The sequence below is a fragment of the Cedecea davisae genome (assembly GCF_044095835.1).
Taxonomy (GTDB): Bacteria; Pseudomonadota; Gammaproteobacteria; order Enterobacterales; family Enterobacteriaceae; genus Cedecea; species Cedecea davisae.
The window spans coordinates 1976146-1993702 of sequence record NZ_CP172054.1 but is presented as its reverse complement, the minus strand read 5'-3'; the positions used below and the strand labels follow the sequence as shown (position 1 = coordinate 1993702).

The window sequence follows — 17557 nt, the reverse complement described above, 5'->3', positions numbered from 1 at the left end:
TTTTTGCTCAACATCCGCACGGCAGACGCTGGGGAAAAAAACTGCGGACGGGCTGCCCCGTCCGCATCGGCTTACGCGGTAGCGCGTTCGTTCCAGGAGTCGGAATGAATGATGTTGCCGTCTTTGTAGGTCCAGGTGATTTTTTCGTAACGCAGTTCAATGCGCTCGAGGTGGTTGTGTTTCTCTTTCGACGGGTCTTTCACGTCGTACATTTCAGGATTCACTTTCACCACCTTCACGTTTTCCAGTTTGGTGTTGAAATACTCCACTTCCTGGCCAGCATCGTTAATTTTGTACCACTTGAATTCAGCAGACTTGAGGGTCTGGCCGGTGGTTACCGCTTTGTAGAGATACGGGCTGGAAGAGTCGATTTCCTTGGTGAACAGGAAAGGCGTGTGGATACGGGTGCCGGTCAGCTTGCCGGTATTGTTGTCGGTTGGGATATACAGCTTATGCTCCTGAGCGACTACCTCGATGCTGCCCTCGCGGTCCTGCACATCAACGGACCCCTTAATGTCCGCACCACCGTCGTCCTTCAGCCAAAGATAAACAGGAATTGCCATGAGATTTACTCCATTTCGTTTTTTAATACGCCATCATCCTGCGATAGCGCGAGGGTTTCGCCCGGTAACCGGCAGGCATCCGCCTGCGGAACCAGACTGATTTCGACACGGCGGTTAAGCGCGCGGCCTTCCGGCGTGTCGTTGCTTGCGGCAGGGCGGCCTGCGCCATAGCCCTGAACCGCAAAACAGCTTTCCGGTACGTCTCCGGTGTCACGCATCCAGTCACGTACCGCTTCGGCACGCTTCAGGGAAAGCGTCTGGTTCAGCTTTGCATTACCGGTATTGTCGGTGTGGCCGCTGACCACAATCAGCCAGCCGGGCTTGGCTTTAATGCCCACCAGCGAGTTAACCAGCAGCTTCGTGGAGCCGGGTTTGAGCAATGCTTTACCCGAGTCGAAAAGCGACATACTGTCCAGCCGGATGATTGCCGGAGCCGGTTTTGGCTTCGGCGCCTTAGGTGGCGGAGGCGGCGGAACGTAGCCGCGTAGAGCGTTAATCAACGGCAGGCGCAGCTGTTCGCCCCTGTACAGCCCTAACCCCAAATGGACGGGAAGCCCGTTGCGCGCATAGTTATCAAGCCGAGACGCATGCTCGCGCAACCGACCGACCGCCAAGGCCTTCGGGTCATAATCATTCATGGGGATCTGGCTGTAGTGCTGAATGTCGAAGCCCACCCGCAGCAGCAATTGCCGATTATTCCAGGCACTACCGCAAAGCGCCGCAATGGCGGCCAGGGTGAAGATCGCCCCGGCCCAGCAAAAAGCCCTCTCTCCGGGCGTAATGCTTCTGCGTACGGGCAGCAGGGGCAGGATAAAATCTGGCAAAATTGCTGCATCTGCCGCCCCGGACTCCACGGGATGCCAGCCCGCCACGTTTGGCATGGCCGTCTGCATTGTTAACCAATCGGACCATGACGAAACGCTCAGGCCGCGGGCAAGCACGGGGAATAACCCCCATAATTTTGCCGCAGGCGGGAGCACGTCAGCGTCCAGGTTTTTATCCGTAAAGATGCTTTCGACATAACGATGACACCAGGCTACCAGGCTGTTTATCAGCACCTGAGATGAAATCTCCATCACGTTGCCAGTCGTTATCAAAGCAGCGGAAGCACCCGGTAATGAAGACGCTCTCCATACGCTAGCTCCTTCGCCCGGCACCACTGCCTGCCAGAGAACATCCTTAACAAGGGGGGTTCCGGCGTAGCAGCTAAGCACCAGCGGAAACGCATGCCCCGTGTCGCGGCGGAGTTTGGCTATCTGCCAGCGCACCGCCAGCAGTTGGCTGGTAAGAGCCTCCGTATCGTTATGCCTCTGCGGGCAAACGTTAACCATTATCGAAAGCTGGCCACCCCAGCCGGGCCGCCGGTAGAGAACCTGCCGTGCAGTCTCTGCCAGGGCCTGAGCCTCTTCGACCCGAACCCAACACCCCTGAGTCACCGTCAGGACGCTGCCCCCTTCCGGCCAGTCGTGCGGTAAATCACCGCAGACCAGAACGACGGGCTGCCTGTAGGTAGCGTCCGGCAGGTTGTCCAGTTGCTCCGTTTGGGCGGGCTTCGTTTTGCGGCTTAGCGCGAACCAGACCAGCGCCACGCAGGCCCAGGCAGCAAGCAAAATTAAAACTTTTGCCAGCACGGAGACCGTCAGGTATCCAACGCAAACGCAGCCAGCCAGCAGCGCGGCCCACAAAGCCAGGAAACGGAGTTGATTTTGGCTCATTCCACTATTCCCGGTAGCAATGCGGCCAGAGTCCTGTCCAGCCAGCTATCCAGGCCCCACCACACTCCAGCGAGCACCAGCACGCTCAGGAAAATCACCGCGGGCCATGAAGTGAGCCAGCCGCTTCGCCCTAAACTCAACGGGCTTTCCACCATAACCGGGTGGCTTTGCGGTAATGAAAATGGCGTCACTTTAGCTTCCAGGGCTTTCACCAGCTTGCTGCGTTCCGGGTCGTTCAGAGAGCTAAAATCGCCCACCAGGCCCAACATCATCACGCGATGAAAACAGGTCAACACCCTGTCGTTTGGCTGCGGCTCACGCAGAACTTCGCGCATTCGGGTAGACAGCGTGTCTCCGGATTCAATGGTGCCCAGAAAGTGGCCCTGCAAAGGAATGTCATACCACTGAACGCAGGCATCATCCTGGGTCCCACGGGTTTTGACTGCCTCATCCAACAAAGCACATTGCGCCAGCAGAATATCCTTGCGGCTGACTTCATCCACGCCTTGTTCTTTTAGCGACTGCTGAATGTGCTCAACATTTGCCACGCAGCGATCCCAAAGCACTCGCCCTTCGCCATCCTGAAATACCGCCCCTTTCCGCAGGCTGATGACCTGTAGCCAGGTATCCTGTAGCAGCATATCGATATCGCCATCGGCGGTTGTCGCTCGTTTGTTCTCTTTCATGATCTGAGTACCGCAAAGAGTTCAAGGCCAACCTCGCCAAGCGTACCGGGGGTGTAGAACATACAGTTGCCCTCCTCAAGCATTGCCTGTGCCGACGGATGAGAGAGATCCAGCGAGAAATACTGATTTTCCAGGCGCAGCGGAATGGCCGCAGGCACGTGCTGCATAGGTTTGAGCAAAATGCCCTGTCGGGAGGAATTGACCAGGCTTGTCACCTCGTCCGGGCTCCCAACTTTACATTGACGCGGGAACTGCTCTTGCAGTTGCGCCACCGGCAAAGAAGAACGAACCGAGACATAGTAATCAGCCCCTTCACGCAGGCGCGGCTCCTGAAGGCGAGCCAACCACTGGCGAAGACGTTTATCGTGAGTGAGTTCAATAGAAACCACGCGCGAAGGCAGGCTCGCTTCCAGCAGAGTACCGAGCAAATCGAAGAGCGGAGGAAATGTCGCATTCAGCTGTTCATGCTGGTAGACAGGAATGGCGCTGACCTGATGCTCCAGTGAAAAAGTCAGCAAGCTCCCCGCCAGCCGGGCAAGTTCAGTGAATAAACGCTCACTGGAACTTTGAGGGGCACGCTGGAACTGCCCCAGTACCGGCTCGGCGCTGTTAAGCGCATTCAGCAGCCAAAAAAGAGACACATCAGCGACGGCAAAATCGGCCATGCGCTCATTGCTTTCTCTACGCATAGCCATCAGCCGCTTAAGGCGCGCGCGTAACTGAGTCATCAGCTGTTCTAGCTGCATCATCAACCAGTGGCTGCTTTGTACCATCAGCACAGGGGGCAGGAAATGGCTATCCAGCTCCCAGCTTCCCTGCGAGTTCTGCCTCAAACGGGCAACGGGGCAGGTCAGGTAATCACTGTTATTTTGATGAGCGTAGCGCAGCGTCAGCTCAGGCTGGAGAACGGCAATTTGCCGCGTATCTTCGCCAAATTGATTGCGAACATCACGCCAGCGCTGGCGATAACGGATTGGGCGTTCGGCAACCTCATCGGTTCTCAGGCAGTTGCCGCCGTTGGCGCGCAACAAAGGGAGCGCCAGCACAACCAGAACGTCCTGCTGTTCAGCGTTAAGCTGCAACGCCTCAGGGAGCGCGTCGGCATTGTCGGTATCAACCAGCGTTCCGTCCTGAAAACGCAGATGCAGCCTGCGGGCATGCAGGCGCCCCAGCTTCAACGCATCCGGTTCAAATGAAACATCAATCACCCCCCAGGGGTGATTGAGGCCCATCTGCGCAATGCATTCGGTGAACCAGGCCGTGTGGGCGGCCTGTTGTTGAAAATGCTGGGGCGAGACCATGATCCCTCTCCCCCATAGCGGCTGTTCTGTCTTCACAAGTAGCCGCCTTACGCTTTCGCTTTCGGCATTTGAGAAACCAGCGACAGGTTGACGTCCATCCCTTCCACCTGGAAGTGCGGCACGGCGTAGAGTTTCACGCGGAAGAAGCCCGGGTTATCTTCGATATCTTCTACGGTTACTTTGGCATCGCGCAGCGGGTGGGAAGCCTGCAGGTCGTCGCCCGGGTCGGTCATTTCGGTCACCAGGCTGCGAACCCAGGTGTTCAGCTCCAGCTCAAGCAGGCGGCGGTCTTTGGTGGTGCCGATATTTTCACGCTGGATAAGCTTCAGGTAATGCGCAATGCGTGAGAGCAGGAAGATGTACGGCAGGCGCGCGTTGATCCGGCTGTTAGCCGTAGCATCCGCCGTGTCGTACAGCGCCGGTTTCTGCGTGGAGTTAGCGGAGAAGAAGCACGCATAGTCGCGGTTTTTGTAGTACGACAGCGGGATAAAGCCCAGGTTAGCAAACTCGAATTCGCGGGTTTCCGGGATCATCACTTCAGACGGAATTTTCACCTGGTTGCCGGTGCCGAGATCGTAGAGGTGAATCGGCAAGTCCTGCACCGCACCGCCGGCCTGTGGGCCACGAATTTGCACGCACCAGCCGTTATTGATAAAGCTGCGCACCATATTGGCAGCAAAGGCAAACGAGGCGTTGGTCCACAGGTATTTATCGTGATCCGGGCCTTTGACCTCTTCCACATAGTTAAAGCTGCGCACCGGAACGGTATCCGGGCCATACGGCAGGCGGCCCAGCACGCGCGGCATCACCAGGCCGATGTAACGGCTGTCATCGGTGTCGCGGAAGGACTTCCATTTAATGTATTCCGCACGGTCGAAATAGTTGCCGATGTCTTTAATGGCCGCGACGTCTTCCATATTGTCTTTAAGGAAGAACTGCGGCCCGGCGGAGCCGATAAACGGCATATGGGCAGCGGCAGAAACTTTAGAAATATTACGCAGCAGCGCCACGTCCTGGGCGGAGGCGTCGAACTCATAGGCTGAGATCAGCGCGCCAATCGGCTCCCCGCCCGGGGTGTCGTATTCTGCCACGTAGGTTTGCAGGTAGAGACCGCTCTGGATAATTTCCGGGCTGTCTTCAAAGTCCTGGCGCAGCGCGTCTTTAGACAGATCGAGCAGCTCAATTTTCACGTTCTGGCGGAAGTCGGTTTTATCCACCAGCGACTTCACGCCGCGCCACAGGGACTCAACGGCCTGGAAATCGTCATGATGCATCACCGCGTCCAGCTGGCGACCAATTTGCTGGTCGAGCTCGGCGATATGATGGTCAATCAGCGTCTTATCAAGCTTATCCACTTTGGTACCCGCTTTGCTCAGGCACTCCAGGAATACCTGCATCCCGGCGGTAAGGCGCTCGTCGGCGGTAGCGTCAGACATCGCCTGGCTGTCCTGCCAGATATCCAGCTCGCTCAGCTCGGAAACGGGGCTAAGGTTAATTTTTTCAAACAGGGAAGCATAAACGCCGCCCGCTTCCGGGCGTTCCAGAACCACGCTTTCGCCGGAGGTTGCATTTTCATTTTTTACAGACATCAGCATTTTCTCTCGTTAATCCGTTAAACATCGCCGCCGCTATGCCTGTTTTGGCGCCAGGGCAGAAAGCTCGCTGCGCAGTTCTGCGCTCAGGGAAGAGTCGAGCAGGATTTTTTCCAGCTCTTTACGGAAAGCCTGGTTGTCCAACAGGTTGGCTTTTAAATCACGAAGGAGATTGCGCATGGCAAGCATGGCTTTTAATTGCGGGATCTGGCGGGCAACTTGCTCGGGTGTGAAATCATTCATGTCACGGAAGTTCAGATTTACATTTTCTTCGCTACCGTCACCTGCCAACGTATTTTCAACCGTCAGGTTCAGCGCAGGAGAATAATCTGCCAGAACGCTGTTAAAGTTATTTTTATTAATGTTCATCTTGCTGCGTTCGGATAACGGAGCCGTTTCTCTTCCGTTACTGAAATCACCGGTAACCAGTAATTTCAGCGGCAGTTCAGTTTTTTTCTGTGCGCCGCCGGTATGTAAATCAAGTTTTAAATTAATACGCGCCTTGGGTATCTCTCTCTGGAAGCTGTCGCTCATAGTTCCCTCTTTTCATCGCCATGTGGTAGCCGTCTGACTACATTTCTTTACGCGCCGATGATAGAACATTGCTCTGCCAATGATCAAATACAAAGATCTAAGATCTGGCATTTCACTTTATTAAGAATTTTCCACCAACAAGTGAGCAAATGATCACCAGATGAGACGCTTTTCATGGCACTTATCACCATAATGAAAATAAATAGCAGCAGACTAAGCTATAAAAAATCACAATACCGGAGAACAAAGCTTAACTTCACTTTTACTTGATCTAAATCAAAGATATATCCTTTCAGACATCAGAGTTAGGAATTATCTTAATATTTCCAGGATAATTACCGCCGAAAGAATAAAAACCATGAAACATCCGAACAAAAATGTGCAATGGATAAGCGTTTTTATATAGCTTCAGGAAATAACAGGATTAAAAACTCCAATAAAAATAACCTCAACGTTTCCACAAATAAATTTAACCCGCCACTTCCGCCATAAAAAAATCCACGCCAAAACGTGGATTTTTTCAGAGGTGATTAAAAATCAGGCGCAGCGGGCTTTAATTAATGTCATATTCTTTTCAAGATTTTTAGGAGAATATTCGGCCAGCTGAAAGTTGAAACTGTTGTTCTTATGCACGTTGAGGCGTTCCGGGCGCAGCATCTTCACGTTGCCGTCAATATCAAACAGCTTTGCGATATGCTCGGGATCCACCTTGCCGCTCGCCATGTTATTGAAATGCTTATTGATATCGTTAAGAGCGATTGGATGGGCGGCTTTGCGGCTCATCCAGTCCTCCAGACGAAGCGGCCTGGTAGCGCCGTCACCGAGATCGGACTGATAAAGAAAAGCGTCACGATGAGGTTTTGCGCTGGCCGGGAGATCGATAACGTAGGCGTGTCCCATCCCGCCGTCGTTTACCCGCAGAATAAAATGCTTATCGGCCGGCAGCTTCGCCAGCTGGTGTTGCAGTTGAGAAAGCGAAATAGAATGCCCTTTTTCAAAACTGTAGCTGTGCCGATCGTCATCAAGAAACAGTTTCATCACGTTGTTGGCGGTCACCCCACAGACCGGCGCGTTAAAGCGCTTACTGCTGCCCAGCATCGCCTCAACCTCCGGTTTGGAGCATCCCCAGTCGCGGGCGGTCTGTTCAATATTGTCATCAATGGCTTTCAGCAACGCTGAAGGGCTTTTGCGATGAATCGGCGTATCGCCGTCGTCGCTATTTAGCAATACGTTGGCCCTGAGGCTGGTAGCGCTCAGCTTTGCAAAGTCCTGCAAATGCAGGGTTGAGGGGTTATTGGCGCTCCGCGAAGCGGATGCCGGAGCGTTGGTACGGGCAACACGGCTATGCTGGCCGCTCTGGGTTTGCAGGCGTGGGTCAGGTTGCGATGGGCGAAAAGTGTTAATGAAGTTTCTCATAAGGTGGATTCCACTCGTTGTACTTGTCAGGCTGAGTGGAGTCTTGCCGGGGCAGGTTCCCGGCGGGAGAAACTAAAAAGCCACGCCGAAGCGTGGGCATCTAACGTAGGGTGTAACCGCCGTCGCAGTACAGCGTGCTGCCCGTCATGTTGCCGTTATCGAGTAAAAACAATGCCGAGGCGGCCTGCTCCTGCACGCTGGCCGGGCGGCCAACCAGCGCCAGGCTGTTCCAGTATTGATAAGCGGACTCGCGCTGCGCCGCATCACGGTTACGCCAGAGTTCGCTGTCGGTGGTGCCGGGAGACAGGCAGTTTACCCGGATAGGATTAAGTTCAACCGCCAGCCCGCGAGCCAGCCCCTCTAACGCCGCATTACAGGCCGCATAGGCGGGTGCGCCAATCGGGCGAGCGGACGCCGCACCGGACATAAGCACCACCGCAGCAGACTCCTGCAAATAGGGCAAAGCTTCATAGACCGCCCAGTATTGAGCCCAAAATTTTGCCTGGAATAGAGCTTCAGAAGTAGCGATATCGCCGTCGCGGAAGTTACCGGTGGAGTAGGAAGCGGCGGGGGTAAACAGGCCGGTCAGCGTTGCGCTCCCGGAAAAGAAAGCTTTCAGAGAATCCCGGTCGGTGATATCAACCGTTTTCCCTTCCGCCAGCGGGCCAAGCTGCTCTATCGCGGCGTTCAACTTGCCTTCAGAGCGGCCGCCAAGCAGCACTTTGTTACCGCGGGCGGTGAGTTTATGCGCCAGCGCCAGCCCAATGCCCGAGCTGCCGCCGACGATAGCGTAAAGAGAGTCTGCCATGTTTGCTGCCTTGTTGAGTCGCAAGGCAGCATTAGAACCTGAAACCGGGAGGCGGGATATCTCAATAACGGATAAGCATTTTTACCCGCAGACTAACGGGTCAGCTGTTTCAGAACCCGGGTAAAGTCAGCTTTTATCTCTTCATCTTTTGCATGACGCCCATCGCGGATAACCCAGCTTCCGCCGGTCATCACATCCTTAATCGGGTTAGCCGCGCAGGCAAAAATCCAGCGATTAAGCAGCTCGCTATCCTGCGCGGTAGCAAGGAACGGGTCACCACCGTCCAGCACCAGCAGATCAGCGCGCCCGCCCACGGCCAGCTCGCCAATATTCTGGCCCAGCGCCATTTTCCCGCCTCGTAATGCCCCTTGGTACAACACATTGCCAACATAAGGCTCCTTTGCCAGGTGGAGCAGGTTGCGGCGGCGGTTATTCAGCCGCTGCCCGTATTCGAACCAGCGCAAGTCTTCGCTGACGCTGACGCTAATGTGGCTGTCGGAGCCGATGCCCCAGTTCCCGCCCTGGTGCAGATAAGCCTGCCCCGGGAAAATGCCGTCACCCAGGTTTGCTTCGGTCGTCAGGCAAAGCCCGGCCACCGCACCGGAGTCAGCGATGAGCTTAGTTTCGCTCCCGGTAATGTGCGTAGCGTGTATCAGGCACCAGTTTTCATCGACAGGCATATTCTCATAAAGCCACTCCACCGGGCGCAGACCGGACCAGGCCAGGCAGTCGTCCACCTCTTTTTGCTGCTCGGAAATATGGATGTGAACAGGCTGAGGATGAGGCTGGCTTTCCAGTACGGCCCGCATTTGCTCGGGCGTAACGGCGCGCAGCGAATGGAAGCACAGCCCGGCGCGCTGCATGGGCTCGGCGGCAAGCTTAGAGACAATGCTGTCGTACAGCTTCAGGTAACCGTCAGTCTGGTTGATAAAGCGGCTTTGCCCGGCAGAGGCAGGCTGCCCGCCGAAGCCGGAATGGGTATAAAGCACCGGCAGCAGGGTCAGGCCAATTCCGCTAGTCTTTGCGGCCTGAGAAATACGCAGCGCCAGTTCGGCAGGCTGGGCGTAAGCTTTGCCGCCGCTGTCGTGGTGCAGGTAATGAAACTCGGCCACCGAGGTATACCCGGCTTTGAGCATTTCGATATACAAATAGCTGGCGATGGTTTCCAGCTGTTCCGGGGTGATTTTACCCACCAGCCGATACATCAATTCTCGCCAGGTCCAGAAGCTGTCCGCCGGGTCGCCGACCACTTCCGTCAACCCCGCCATTGCACGCTGAAAAGCGTGGGAGTGGAGGTTAGGCATACCGGGAACCACAAAGCCTTCCAGCCGGATGCTTTCGTCATCCGCTTTGGCGTTAACTTCAACGGCGGTAATAGTGCCCTGCCCTGAAACGCTTAGTTTGACATTCTCTGCCCAGCCCTGCGGCAGAAGCGCCTTCGCCGCGAAATATACCGCCATATCAGCACCCCGGTTCGATGTTAATCAATTGTATATACATGCATGTATATATACATCCAAATAACGGTAGAGTAAACTTTAAAGCATACCCGGGCGAGGAATGATGAATGGCACAAAGCGACGTTTTTAAAGCAGCGGCAGAGACGGAAAGTCTGGAACAGCCGGCCCCCTATTATGAGCGGGTCAAAAGCATCATTAAGACCAATATTCATAGCGGACTTTGGCCGGTAAATTACCGCGTGCCGTCCGAAAGCGAGCTGGTAAATCAGTTCGGTTACAGCAGGATGACCATCAACCGCGCCCTGCGCGAGCTGACCTCCGAAGGCCTTCTGGTGCGCATGCAGGGCATCGGCACTTTTGTAGCCGAAGTCCGCGGGCAGTCTGCGCTGCTGGAAATCAATAATATTGCCGACGAGATTGCCAGCCGCGGCCACCGCCACCACGCACGCGTTCTGGAGCTGACTCAGGTCTATGCCGACGCGCAGCAGGCGCTGGCGTTCAACCTGCCAAAAGGCAGCCGCCTGTTCCACTCGCTGATTTGCCACTACGAAAACGGCGTGCCGGTGATGCTGGAAGACAGGCTGGTTAACTCGCTCATCGTGCCCGACTATTTCCAGCAGGATTTCACCCGCATTACGCCAAACGCCTATCTTTCTTCTATCGCGCCTATTGTCGAAGGTGAGCACATCATCGAGGCGGTAAACGTTACGCGCGAAGAGTGCGTTTATCTGGAGATAGACGAGCAGACACCGTGCCTCCAGGTTAACCGCCGCACCTGGACCGGGCGGCAAAATAAAAAAATCGTCACCAGCGTGCGCCTCGTATATCCCGGCTCGCGCTACCGCCTTGAAGGGAGCATGCACAAATGATTCGCCTGCTGCCCTATGCCGACTGCCCGGAGATGCCGTGGAAAAACGGCCTGGGCGTAACGCGCGAGATCTCTCGCCATCCGGCTGTGGAAGCCTATGACTGGCGTATTTCGGTCGCCACTATTCGCGACGATGGCCCCTTCTCTCGCTTCAGCGGCTATCTGCGCAATATCAGCGTGCTGGAAGGCGAAGGCATGTTCCTGACTATCGACGGCGAAGAAAGCGGGTTAATTGCGCCGTTTCAGGCCACCGACTTTAACGGCGAGAGCGAGGTTTCCTGCAAAATTCACGGCGGCCCGCTGCTGGACTTCAACGTTATCTATAAAGCAGAAACAACTACGGCTGCCGTAAGCTGGCTGCGAGACGGAGAATGGACGGAGCAACAAAATACCCAGTTGCTGTTCAATGCCGGAGAAACTCTGGAGCTTGAGGTGAACGGCCAGCATTATGCTCTGGGGCATTATGACAGCCTGCTGATTGGCGCTCCGGCAAGCGTGGCGGTCGCATCAGGCCAGAATGCCCGGTTCGCCCGCGTAGTCATCGGGCAGTAAATACCGGCAGCCAGGCTGCCGGGCGCAATCTTCAGCGGCCTTTGAACTCGGGCCGCTGTTTGTTTTTAAACGCTTCAAGCCCCGCCGTGCGGTCCTCGCTGTCGGCAATTAACGCCGAAAGCACCCTTTCATAAGCTACGCCCGCGCTAAGCGGCATTTCGTAGCTGGCGGCCACCGCTTTTTTAATCATTACCGCAGCCAGCGGAGCTGCTTTTGCAACCTGCCCGGCCAGCGCCAGCGCCTGCTGTTCAAGTTCATCGGCGGCAACAATGCGGCTCACCAGCCCGGCCTGAATAGCCTCCCCGGCGTTGATCCTTCTGCCGCCGAGCAGCATCTCCATCGCCAGCGACTTGCCCACCGCCCGCACCAGCCTTTGCGTGCCGCCCGCGCCGGGGATAATGCCGATATGGCTTTCCGGCAGCCCGAACTGCGCCGTCTCGTCGGCGATGATGATATCGCACAGCAGCGCCAGCTCCAGCCCGCCTCCCAGCGCATATCCGGAAACGGCGGCAATCAGCGGTTTTTCAATTTCCCCAACCCGGTCCCATTTTTCACTAAAGCCGCTGCGCCATAACTCAGTGGCGGAAGCAGAGGCCAGGGTGCCGGTGTCCGCTCCGGCGCTAAAAGCCTTCGGAGAGCCAAGCAGCACAATTGCCCGGACTTCCGGCTGCCCATCCAGCTGCTTTAAAGTACTTACCAGCTCGTCCAGCATCTCAGCAGTAAGCGCGTTGTATTTCTGCGGGCGATTAAGCGTGACGACGGCAACCGCGCCTTCGAGGCGGCATAAAATGTCACTCATCTGCCGCGCTCCCGCCGGTGAGTCCCTTCACAGTTTCATCACGCTTGCGCATTGCGGCGGCGGCCGTTTCCGGCGTCCAGGCGTAAAAGCCCTCCCCGCTTTTGACCCCAAGCTGATTATCCGCAACCTTTTGCTTCAGCCACGCGGGCAGGCTGTCGCTATTGTCCAGCGCCGGAAGCAGAATCCCCGCAACCTTCTCAACCGTGTCCAGACCGGCAAAATCCATCAGCTTCATCGGCCCCATCGCCGCCCAGCGCGGAGCCAGCGTGCGCTGTACCGCACGGTCAACGTCCTCGACCGAGCCGATCCCCGCATCCACCAGATACAGCGCCTCCCGCAGCATCGCGTATTGCAGCCGATTGATGATAAAGCCGGGAATATCCTGGTTAACGGTAATCGTCTCTTTACCCAACTGGCGGCAGATATCACGTATCCGCTCGCAGACCTCATCGGCGGTTTTCTCGCCGCGAACAATTTCAATCATCGGCATGGTATCCGCCGGGTTAAACCAGTGCATACCGATAAGCCGCTGCGGCTGGCTAAGGCCCGAAGCCAACAGCGTGATAGAAACGCTGGAGGTGTTGGTCGTTATCAGGCACTCAGGGCCGACCAGCTGTTCGACGGTTTTCAGCACGCTTTTTTTGAGCGCCACGTCTTCCGCCACGTTTTCAGAGACCAGGTCGGCCCCGGCGAGGCAGATTTCAAGCCCGGTGGTAAACTCAACGCCGTTCTGCGCGCCGAGCGATTCCACAATCGAACGAGCTTTATCCAGCGTCTGCTCCGAGCGTGACCACAGGCTTACGCTAAACCCGGCGCGGGCCATTACTACGGCAATCCTGGCACCCATCGTTCCGGCACCCACAACCGCCACCTTTTTCATTTGAGCCATTTGCTTTCTCCGCCGCTTAAATCACGCCCTGCGCTCTTAGCTGAGTAAGAGTGGCCTGGTCGATAGCCAAAATTTCACTCAGCACGCTGTCGGTGTGCTCCCCAAGAGACGGCGGAACCAGGGACGGCTCGACCGTTACCGCGCTCATTTTTACCGGCTGCGGCACGATAGCGATATCACCCGCGGTTGGGTGTTGAACCCGCTTAACCAGTTCGCGCTCGCGTGCATAATCGCTGGTAAGGATCTCCTCAAGACGCAGAACCGCAGAGGCAGGAACCCCCGCGTTATCCAGCAGGGCCTGAGCGTCGCTAACGGTTTTATCTGCCAGCCAGCGTTCAATTTCTTTACGCAATGGCTGCTGGTTAGCCAGCCGCAGCGGATCGGTAAGGTAGAGCGGATCGGCTGCCAGCTCCGGCCTTTCCATCGCCGTACACAGCTGGCGGAACAGCTTGTCGTTAGCCACGGCAATCACGATATGTCCGTCCTGAGCCGGGTAGCTGTCCATCGGGGCGCTGATGGGGTGCGCGTTGCCCAGCCGCCCGGCGGAAGGCTGGCCGCCAATCCACTGGGTCAGGGAAACCATTTGCAGCGTCACCATGGTGTCGAGCATTGAGACATCCAGATGCTGGCCTTTACCGCTAATTCCACGCTGCAACAACGCGGCAAGTACCGCCCAGCTGCCGTATAGCCCGGCGACCACATCCCCGATGGCGTCGCCCACTCGGGTCGGCTCGCCTTGCGCCCAGCCGGTCACCTGCATAATGCCGCCGTAAGCCTGCACAATGTGGTCGTAGGCGGCCTTATGCGCCATCGCCCCCTGCTGGCCAAAGCCGGAAATACTGGCGTAAACCAGCCGCGGGTTAATATCCTGAAGGGTCTGGTAATCAATGCCGAGACGCTTAGTCACGCCGGGGCGAAAGTTCTCCACCAGCACGTCGGCTTGTGCCACCAGCTGTTTAAGAATTTCCAGCCCTTCCGGCGTTTTTAAATCCAGCGTGACGCTTTTTTTGCCGTGGTTGAGCTGCATAAAATAGCTGCTCTCCCCGGCGATATGCGGGGTAAAGCTGCGCGAGTCGTCGCCGCTGCCCGGCATTTCAATCTTAATAACCTCGGCACCGAGGTCATTAAGCAGCGAGGCGCACCACGGCCCGGCCAGCACGCGGGACAAATCAAGCACCCGAATGCCCTTCAGCGGCTGCAAAGCTTCACTCATTTTCGTTCTCCTCAATCAGGGAGCACAGCCTGCGGCTGAGTTCACCGGCCGCAATCAGGTCGCGGACGGCGTGCATGTCGGGATAAAGCGCGGTGTCCGTTTCGCGGAACGGGACGCGCTCACGAACCATACCCAGCGTCAGCTCGCTGCCGACGGAAGCCCGCAGCGGCCGATGAAACTCCAGCGCCTGGCAGGCGCACAGCAGTTCAATGGCGACAATATCGACCGCATTCGAAACGCCCAGTAAAGCCTTACGCGCGGAGGAAACGCCCATGCTGATGTGGTCTTCCTGCCCGGCGCATGTGGTAACGGTATGCACGCTGGCGGGCGCGGCCAGGCTACGGTTATCCCCGGCAAGCGCGGCGGCAACATAAGGCGGGATCATCATGCCCGAGTTGGCACCGCTCCTGCCGACAAGGAAGGCGGGCAGCCCGCTGAGATGCACGTTGGTAATGCGGTCGGAACGAGCCTGCGAAGCGGTACTGACCTGCGCGATAGCAACCGCCAGCGAGTCCAGCGCCAGAGCCAGCGGTGCGCCGTGCCCGTTGCCGCCCGGCAGAATAACCAGCTCGTCGTGCTCAATTAAAAACACCGGGTTATCGGTGACCGAGTTCAGTTCGATTTCAACAATACGGCGGCAATGAGCCAGCTGGTCGCGCACCGCACCGTGAATTTGCGGAATACAGCGCAGGCTGAGAGCGTCCTGCACGCGGTGGTCGCGGTAACGAGCAAAAATTTCACTGCCGTCCAGCAGGCGGCGCAAAATAGCGGCCGTTTGCCGCTGCCCGTCATGGGGGCGCAGAGCGTGCAGCCGCGCGTCGTAACCGCGAGTATTGCCCTTCAGCGCCTCCAGGCACATGCCTCCGGCCATATCGGCCACCGGCAGCAGGCGTTCAAAATCATGTATCGCCAGGCAGGCAAGACCGGTTATTTCATAGGTGCCGCTGATAAGCGCATGCCCTTCACGCGGGCCGGGAATACGTGGCGCAATCCCCGCTTTTCCCAGCGCTTCGGCAGAGGGCAGCAGCTCGCCCTGATACCAACATTTTCCTTCGCCAAACAGCGAGAGGCCAATATGCGCGGTAGCAATCAGGTAACCCACAGAGCCGCTGGCCGGTGACCAGGGCGTCACCCTGCGGTTAAGCATTTCGGCCATACGCTGCACCAGCTCAGGGCTAACCCCGCTGTACCCCTGCAACAGCGACTTAAGCATCACCGCCATCATGGCGCGCACCTCGCGCACCGGCAAATCTGGCCCCATCCCGCAGGCGTGGCTGCGCAGCATATTGAGCTGCACGCTGGCAATTTGGTCCGCAGAAAGCCTTTCCGTGACCAGGTCGCCCACCCCGGTGGTCAGCCCATAAATAACCTTCCCTTCATCAATTGCCCGGCGAATATAGCCGCTCACATTCTCCATGTTCGCCAGCGCGTCAGGCGCGAGTGCAACCTGCGCGCCGTCGGCAATGCGCACCAGCTGTTCGATGGTGGTCGGTGTGATGCCCAGGGTTACGGCATTATGCTGCTGCCCGGAGGAGCCAGTTTGTGTTGTCATCTTGCTGTCCTTACTTGCTCAGGCCGTGTTTAACCAGCCACTGATGAGCCACGTCATCAATATTCACAAACTCGGCAAGCTGCCCGTTCATGGCGATTAAATCGGCGGTGGTCAGCTGGGCGGAGACTTTGTTCAGGGTGTTTTCAATCGTCGGATTGAGCGTGCCGCTGGCTACGATCGGCACAATATTCTGAGCGGCAAACAGGTTTTTAGGGTCACCCAGCGCCACCAGATGATCTTTCTGGATTTCCGGCGTGGTGGACGTTAAGTCCGCGGCCTGAATCTGATTGTTTTTCAGCGCGGTCAGCGTCAACGGCCCCGCCACGTCCAGCACTTTGAAGTTTTTGAAATTCAGACCATAGACTTCTTTCAGCCCCGGCACGCCTTCATGGCGAGTCTTCCACTCCGCGGGGCCGCCCAGTACCAGCTCGCTGGCATAAGGCTTCAGGTCTTCAATGGTTTTGAGCTTGTATTTATCCGCCGTTTTTTTGGTTACCGCGATAACGTCGCTGTTTTGCGCCACCGAGGTGTTAAGCATCTTCACGTTAGCAGGCAGTTTGGCCGCCAGCGCGCTCGCCACTTCTTCTGAGCTATGGGCTTTGTTATTAGCATCCAGGTAACTAAGCAGCGCGCCGCTGTACTCCGGGATCACGTTGATGGAGCCGTCCAGCAGCGCCGGGATATAAACTTCGCGGCTGCCGATGTTGAGTTTTTTCTCCACCGGAATGTTTTGCGCCTCCAGCGCTCCGGCGTAGATGGTCGCCAGCAGTTGGTTTTCAGGGAAGTCAGCCGAGCCGATAATCACTTTCTGAGCAGAGTCTGCCGCCCAGGCGGAGGAGACAACGGACAGCATCGCGGCACTTAACAGCGTCAAACAACGTTTCTTCATATTCATCGCATTCACCTTGTGTAATTAACGGGCTGGAGATCACTGGGTTTTGATACGTCGGGAAATGCCGCGCGACACAACGAATTTCACCGCTACTGAAAAGAACACGTCAACAAACAGCGCCAGCAGGGCAACCAGCAACGCACCGGCTGTCATTTGGGCAAAATCGTTCGCCGCCCTGCCGTCGATAATCAGGCGGCCAAGACCGCCCAGAGAGACATAGGCCGCGATAGTGGCGGTAGAAATAATTTGCAGCGTGGCGCTTCGAATGCCGGAAAGGATCAGCGGCGTGGCGCACGGCAGCTCAACCTGAGTCAGTATCTGGAAAGGCGTCAGGCCGATGCCCTTTGCCGCATCATGAACGCTGGGGTCTACGGAGCGAATTCCGGCGTGAACGCCGAGCGCAATCGGCGGCAGCGCCAGCACCACCAGCACGATGATGCACGGCAGGATAAACGCCATATCCGACTCGAAATAGCCCGCCATCACGATGACCAGCAGGATTATCAGGCCAAAGGATGGCAGCGAGCGCAGCGCGTTAGTGGAGCCGATCAGCAAGGCTTCCCCCTTCCCGGTGTGGCCGGTATAGCAGCCAACCGGGAAAGCAATAGCGATAGCAATCGCCAGCGCGGCGGCGCTGTAGCCGATGTGCTGCGCCAGCAGAGGAAAGATGCCGTCGTCGCCATACCAGTGGCTGAGCGTGAAGAACCAGTCAGACAT

At 56.8% G+C, this 17557-nt stretch carries 17 protein-coding genes; 2 read left to right on the top strand and 15 right to left on the bottom strand.

The features are described from left to right. Positions 1-71: 71 nt before the first annotated feature. The 9 genes from hcp to ACG1VR_RS09835 form a co-directional block, all read right to left on the bottom strand. Positions 72-563 carry a type VI secretion system effector Hcp gene (gene hcp, locus ACG1VR_RS09875; protein WP_016536820.1) on the bottom strand — a complete coding sequence of 164 codons (492 nt, stop codon included), beginning with the start codon at positions 561-563 and terminating at the stop codon, positions 72-74. A 5-nt stretch (positions 564-568) separates the two neighbouring features. Further along, positions 569-2278 carry an OmpA family protein gene (locus tag ACG1VR_RS09870; protein WP_395490814.1) on the bottom strand — a complete coding sequence of 570 codons (1710 nt, stop codon included), beginning with the start codon at positions 2276-2278 and terminating at the stop codon, positions 569-571. Continuing rightward, the gene (gene tssL / locus ACG1VR_RS09865) at positions 2275-2964 is read right to left on the bottom strand and encodes a type VI secretion system protein TssL, short form (protein ID WP_172569760.1); all 690 of its coding nucleotides are present in this window, start codon (positions 2962-2964) and stop codon (positions 2275-2277) included. The genes ACG1VR_RS09870 and tssL overlap by 4 nt, the downstream gene beginning before the upstream one ends. Beyond that, positions 2961-4301, bottom strand: a complete 1341-nt coding sequence (tssK, locus tag ACG1VR_RS09860) for a type VI secretion system baseplate subunit TssK (protein ID WP_039898311.1) — start codon at positions 4299-4301, stop codon at positions 2961-2963. The genes tssL and tssK overlap by 4 nt, the downstream gene beginning before the upstream one ends. Before the next feature lie 11 nt (positions 4302-4312). Continuing rightward, positions 4313-5860 (bottom strand): type VI secretion system contractile sheath large subunit, encoded by a 1548-nt coding sequence (gene tssC / locus ACG1VR_RS09855; RefSeq protein WP_395490813.1) that lies wholly within the window; start codon positions 5858-5860, stop codon positions 4313-4315. A 33-nt stretch (positions 5861-5893) separates the two neighbouring features. Further along, a complete protein-coding gene (gene tssB / locus ACG1VR_RS09850) occupies positions 5894-6391 on the bottom strand; it encodes a type VI secretion system contractile sheath small subunit (protein WP_016536825.1) in 498 nt (165 codons plus the stop codon). Positions 6392-6928: 537 nt separating this feature from the next. Then, the gene (locus tag ACG1VR_RS09845) at positions 6929-7807 is read right to left on the bottom strand and encodes a cycle-inhibiting factor (RefSeq protein ID WP_395490812.1); all 879 of its coding nucleotides are present in this window, start codon (positions 7805-7807) and stop codon (positions 6929-6931) included. A 100-nt stretch (positions 7808-7907) separates the two neighbouring features. After that, complete coding sequence (locus ACG1VR_RS09840) at positions 7908-8615, bottom strand: SDR family oxidoreductase (RefSeq protein ID WP_395490811.1); 708 nt, start codon at positions 8613-8615, stop codon at positions 7908-7910. 92 nt (positions 8616-8707) lie between these two features. Then, positions 8708-10075, bottom strand: coding sequence for a formimidoylglutamate deiminase (locus ACG1VR_RS09835; protein ID WP_395490810.1), 1368 nt, complete (start codon positions 10073-10075; stop codon positions 8708-8710). Between the two features lie 107 nt (positions 10076-10182). Here ACG1VR_RS09835 and hutC point away from each other — a divergent pair, with 107 nt between their 5' ends. Next, entirely contained in the window at positions 10183-10944 is a 762-nt protein-coding gene (gene hutC, locus ACG1VR_RS09830; RefSeq protein WP_016536830.1) for a histidine utilization repressor, read from the top strand. Further along, positions 10941-11495 (top strand): HutD family protein, encoded by a 555-nt coding sequence (locus tag ACG1VR_RS09825; protein ID WP_395490809.1) that lies wholly within the window; start codon positions 10941-10943, stop codon positions 11493-11495. The genes hutC and ACG1VR_RS09825 overlap by 4 nt, the downstream gene beginning before the upstream one ends. Positions 11496-11526: 31 nt before the next feature. Here the strand turns inward: ACG1VR_RS09825 and ACG1VR_RS09820 are convergent, their stop codons facing one another. From ACG1VR_RS09820 to ACG1VR_RS09795, 6 genes are read right to left on the bottom strand one after another with little or no spacing between them, the layout of a single operon-like run. After that, positions 11527-12294 carry an enoyl-CoA hydratase-related protein gene (locus ACG1VR_RS09820; RefSeq protein ID WP_395490808.1) on the bottom strand — a complete coding sequence of 256 codons (768 nt, stop codon included), beginning with the start codon at positions 12292-12294 and terminating at the stop codon, positions 11527-11529. Continuing rightward, positions 12287-13183 (bottom strand): 3-hydroxyacyl-CoA dehydrogenase family protein, encoded by an 897-nt coding sequence (locus tag ACG1VR_RS09815; RefSeq protein ID WP_395490807.1) that lies wholly within the window; start codon positions 13181-13183, stop codon positions 12287-12289. The genes ACG1VR_RS09820 and ACG1VR_RS09815 overlap by 8 nt, the downstream gene beginning before the upstream one ends. Before the next feature lie 16 nt (positions 13184-13199). Then, positions 13200-14396 carry a CaiB/BaiF CoA transferase family protein gene (locus ACG1VR_RS09810; protein ID WP_395490806.1) on the bottom strand — a complete coding sequence of 399 codons (1197 nt, stop codon included), beginning with the start codon at positions 14394-14396 and terminating at the stop codon, positions 13200-13202. Continuing rightward, positions 14389-15948, bottom strand: coding sequence for a histidine ammonia-lyase (hutH, locus tag ACG1VR_RS09805; RefSeq protein WP_395490805.1), 1560 nt, complete (start codon positions 15946-15948; stop codon positions 14389-14391). The genes ACG1VR_RS09810 and hutH overlap by 8 nt, the downstream gene beginning before the upstream one ends. Before the next feature lie 10 nt (positions 15949-15958). Continuing rightward, positions 15959-16843, bottom strand: coding sequence for an ABC transporter substrate-binding protein (locus ACG1VR_RS09800; protein WP_395490804.1), 885 nt, complete (start codon positions 16841-16843; stop codon positions 15959-15961). A 33-nt stretch (positions 16844-16876) separates the two neighbouring features. Continuing rightward, the gene (locus tag ACG1VR_RS09795) at positions 16877-17557 is read right to left on the bottom strand and encodes an ABC transporter permease (protein WP_016536837.1); all 681 of its coding nucleotides are present in this window, start codon (positions 17555-17557) and stop codon (positions 16877-16879) included.